3 protein-coding genes and 1 pseudogene are annotated in these 2553 nt (G+C 74.4%); all 4 read left to right on the plus strand.

Going from position 1 to position 2553, the window contains the following annotated elements; all coding sequences use genetic code 11:
- Positions 1-289, plus strand: a pseudogene (locus ABEB16_RS11615) (pilus assembly protein); the annotation flags it as partial.
- Positions 286-756 carry a hypothetical protein gene (locus tag ABEB16_RS11620; protein WP_345712412.1) on the plus strand — a complete coding sequence of 157 codons (471 nt, stop codon included), beginning with the start codon at positions 286-288 and terminating at the stop codon, positions 754-756. The pseudogene ABEB16_RS11615 and the gene ABEB16_RS11620, both read left to right, overlap by 4 nt.
- Before the next feature lie 76 nt (positions 757-832).
- Positions 833-1945 carry a peptide chain release factor 2 gene (gene prfB, locus ABEB16_RS11625; protein WP_345712413.1) on the plus strand — a complete coding sequence of 371 codons (1113 nt, stop codon included), beginning with the start codon at positions 833-835 and terminating at the stop codon, positions 1943-1945.
- 169 nt (positions 1946-2114) lie between these two features.
- Positions 2115-2553: cell division ATP-binding protein FtsE (locus tag ABEB16_RS11630; RefSeq protein WP_345712414.1), on the plus strand; the 439-nt coding region annotated here is incomplete at its 3' end.

Here is a 2553-nt window from a genome sequence, read left to right on the forward strand (position 1 = left end):
CGAGCCGGACGTCGAGCTGGCGCAGGGGCGCGCGGCGGCGACGGTGGGGCTGGCGGCGGACGACCAGGGGTTCGCCGTGGAGCCGGTGCGGGTGGAGCGGCTGGAGTGCGCGGCCGACCCGTGCGGCACGCCGGGTGCGCAGGTGGCGGCCCGGGTGCGCCTGGAGGTGGGGCTGCCGCTGGTGCCGCGGTGGCTGGGGCGGCGGCTGCCGGCGCGGGTGCCGGTGGAGGTGGTGCGGGTGGCGGTGGTGGACCGCTTCGCGGTGCCGGTGGGCGCGGGGTGGCCGTGAGCGCCGCCCGCGCGCGGGCGTCCGCCGAGGAGGGGCGCATCCTGGTGCTGGCGCTGGTCTACGCGCTGATCGCCGTCGCCCTGGTGCTGACGGTGGTGGCGGCCTCGGCGGTGCACCTGCAGCGCAAGCGGGTGCTGGCGATCGCCGACGCGGCGGCCGCCGACGCCGCCGACGCGGTGGACGAGCGGGCCTACTACGCGCCGGACGGCGGGGTGGACGGGCGCGGGGTGCCGCTGAGCGAGGAGTCGGTGCGCGCGAGCGTCACGGCCTACCTGGAGCGTTCCGGTGCGGCGGCCGAGGTGGGCGGGATCGCGGTGGGGGACGGGACGGGGTCGCCGGACGGGCGCACGGCCGTGGTGGTCCTGGTGGCGCACCTGGCGCCGCCGTGGTCGGCGGTGGGACCGGTGCGGCTGGGCGGCGGTGTCGACGTGCGGGTGAGCAGCCGCGCCGTCGCGCGGTTGCGCTGAGCCACCCCTCGTGCCCGCCGGCGCCACCCCGCGGTGCGTCCGCGGGGCGGCGGGTGCTCGCGTAGGCTCGACGTCCGTGGCCACCGACTTCCCCGCCGAGATCTCCGCCCTCCGCCAGACGTACGCGTCGATCCGGGAGGTCTCCGACCTGGAGACGCTGCGGGCGGAGATCGCCGGGCTCAACGAGCAGGCGGCGGCGCCGGACCTGTGGGACGACGTCGAGCGCGCCCAGGGCGTCACGAGCCGGCTGTCCACGCTGCAGGCGGAGCTGGACCGCATCGAGAAGATGGGCTCGCGCATCGACGACCTCGAGGTCCTCGTGGAGCTGGCCGAGGGCGAGGACGACGCCGACACCCTGGCCGAGGCGGAGCGCGAGCTCGCCGCGGTGCGCAAGCAGCTCGGCGAGCTGGAGGTGCGCACGCTGCTGTCGGGGGAGTACGACCCCCGCGAGGCGCTGGTGACGATCCGCTCGGAGGCCGGTGGCGTCGACGCCGCCGACTTCGCGGAGATGCTGCTGCGGATGTACCTGCGCTGGGCGGAGCGGCACGGCTACAAGACGGAGGTCTACGACACCTCGTACGCTGAGGAGGCGGGCATCAAGTCCGCCACCTTCAAGATCGCCGCGCCGTACGCCTACGGCACGCTGTCGGTGGAGCAGGGCACCCACCGCCTGGTGCGGATCTCGCCGTTCGACAACCAGGGCCGGCGCCAGACGTCCTTCGCGGGCGTGGAGGTGCTGCCCGTGGTGGCCGAGACCGACCACATCGACATCCCGGAGAACGACGTGCGCGTCGACGTCTACCGCTCCTCCGGGCCGGGCGGGCAGTCCGTCAACACCACGGACTCCGCGGTGCGCCTGACGCACGTCCCGACGGGCATCGTGGTGACCTGCCAGAACGAGAAGTCGCAGCTGCAGAACAAGGCGGCGGCGATGCGGGTGCTGCAGGCCAAGCTCCTGGAGAAGGCCCGCCAGGACCGCCAGGCGGAGCTGGACGCCCTCAAGGGCGAGGACTCCGGCAGCTGGGGCAACCAGATGCGCTCCTACGTGCTCAACCCCTACCAGATGGTCAAGGACCTGCGGACCAACCACGAGGTGGGCAACCCGGCGGCGGTGTTCGACGGGGAGATCGACCCGTTCCTGGAGTCCGGCATCCGCTGGCGGCGCACCCGCGAGCGCGTCGACGGCTGAGCCGGGCCGGGGCCGGGACGGCCCACCCGCGCGGTGCGCCCGGACGGCGGTGGTCGGTCGCGTCCAGCGCTCGTCCAGGGACGGACCGTATGCTCGATCGGCAGGCCAGGAGATCCACCGCACGACAGCCCGCACGTCCCGCTCCCGAGACTGGCCGCACGAGACGCGAGTGATCACTTTCGAGCACGTCAGCAAGGTCTACGGCGAGGGGCAGCGCCCGGCGCTGGCCGAGGTGACCCTGGAGATCGCCAAGGGGGAGTTCGTCTTCCTCGTGGGGCCCTCCGGATCGGGCAAGTCGACGTTCCTGCGGCTGGTGCTCAAGGAGGACCGGCCCAGCACCGGCACGGTGCACGTGGCCGGTCGCGACGTCGGCCGGCTGCGCAGCTGGAAGGTACCGGCGCTGCGCCGGCAGATCGGCGTGGTGTTCCAGGACTTCCGGCTGCTGGGGGACAAGACGGTCTACGAGAACGTCGCGTTCGCGCTGCAGGTCCTGGGCCGGCCGCGGCACGTCATCGCGCACACGGTGCCGGAGGTGCTGCAGCTGGTGGGCCTGGAGGGCAAGGGCAAGCGGCGCCCGCACGAGCTGTCCGGCGGCGAGCAGCAGCGCG

This window comes from Kineococcus glutinatus (assembly GCF_039542765.1).
Classification (GTDB): domain Bacteria; phylum Actinomycetota; class Actinomycetes; order Actinomycetales; family Kineococcaceae; genus Kineococcus_A; species Kineococcus_A glutinatus.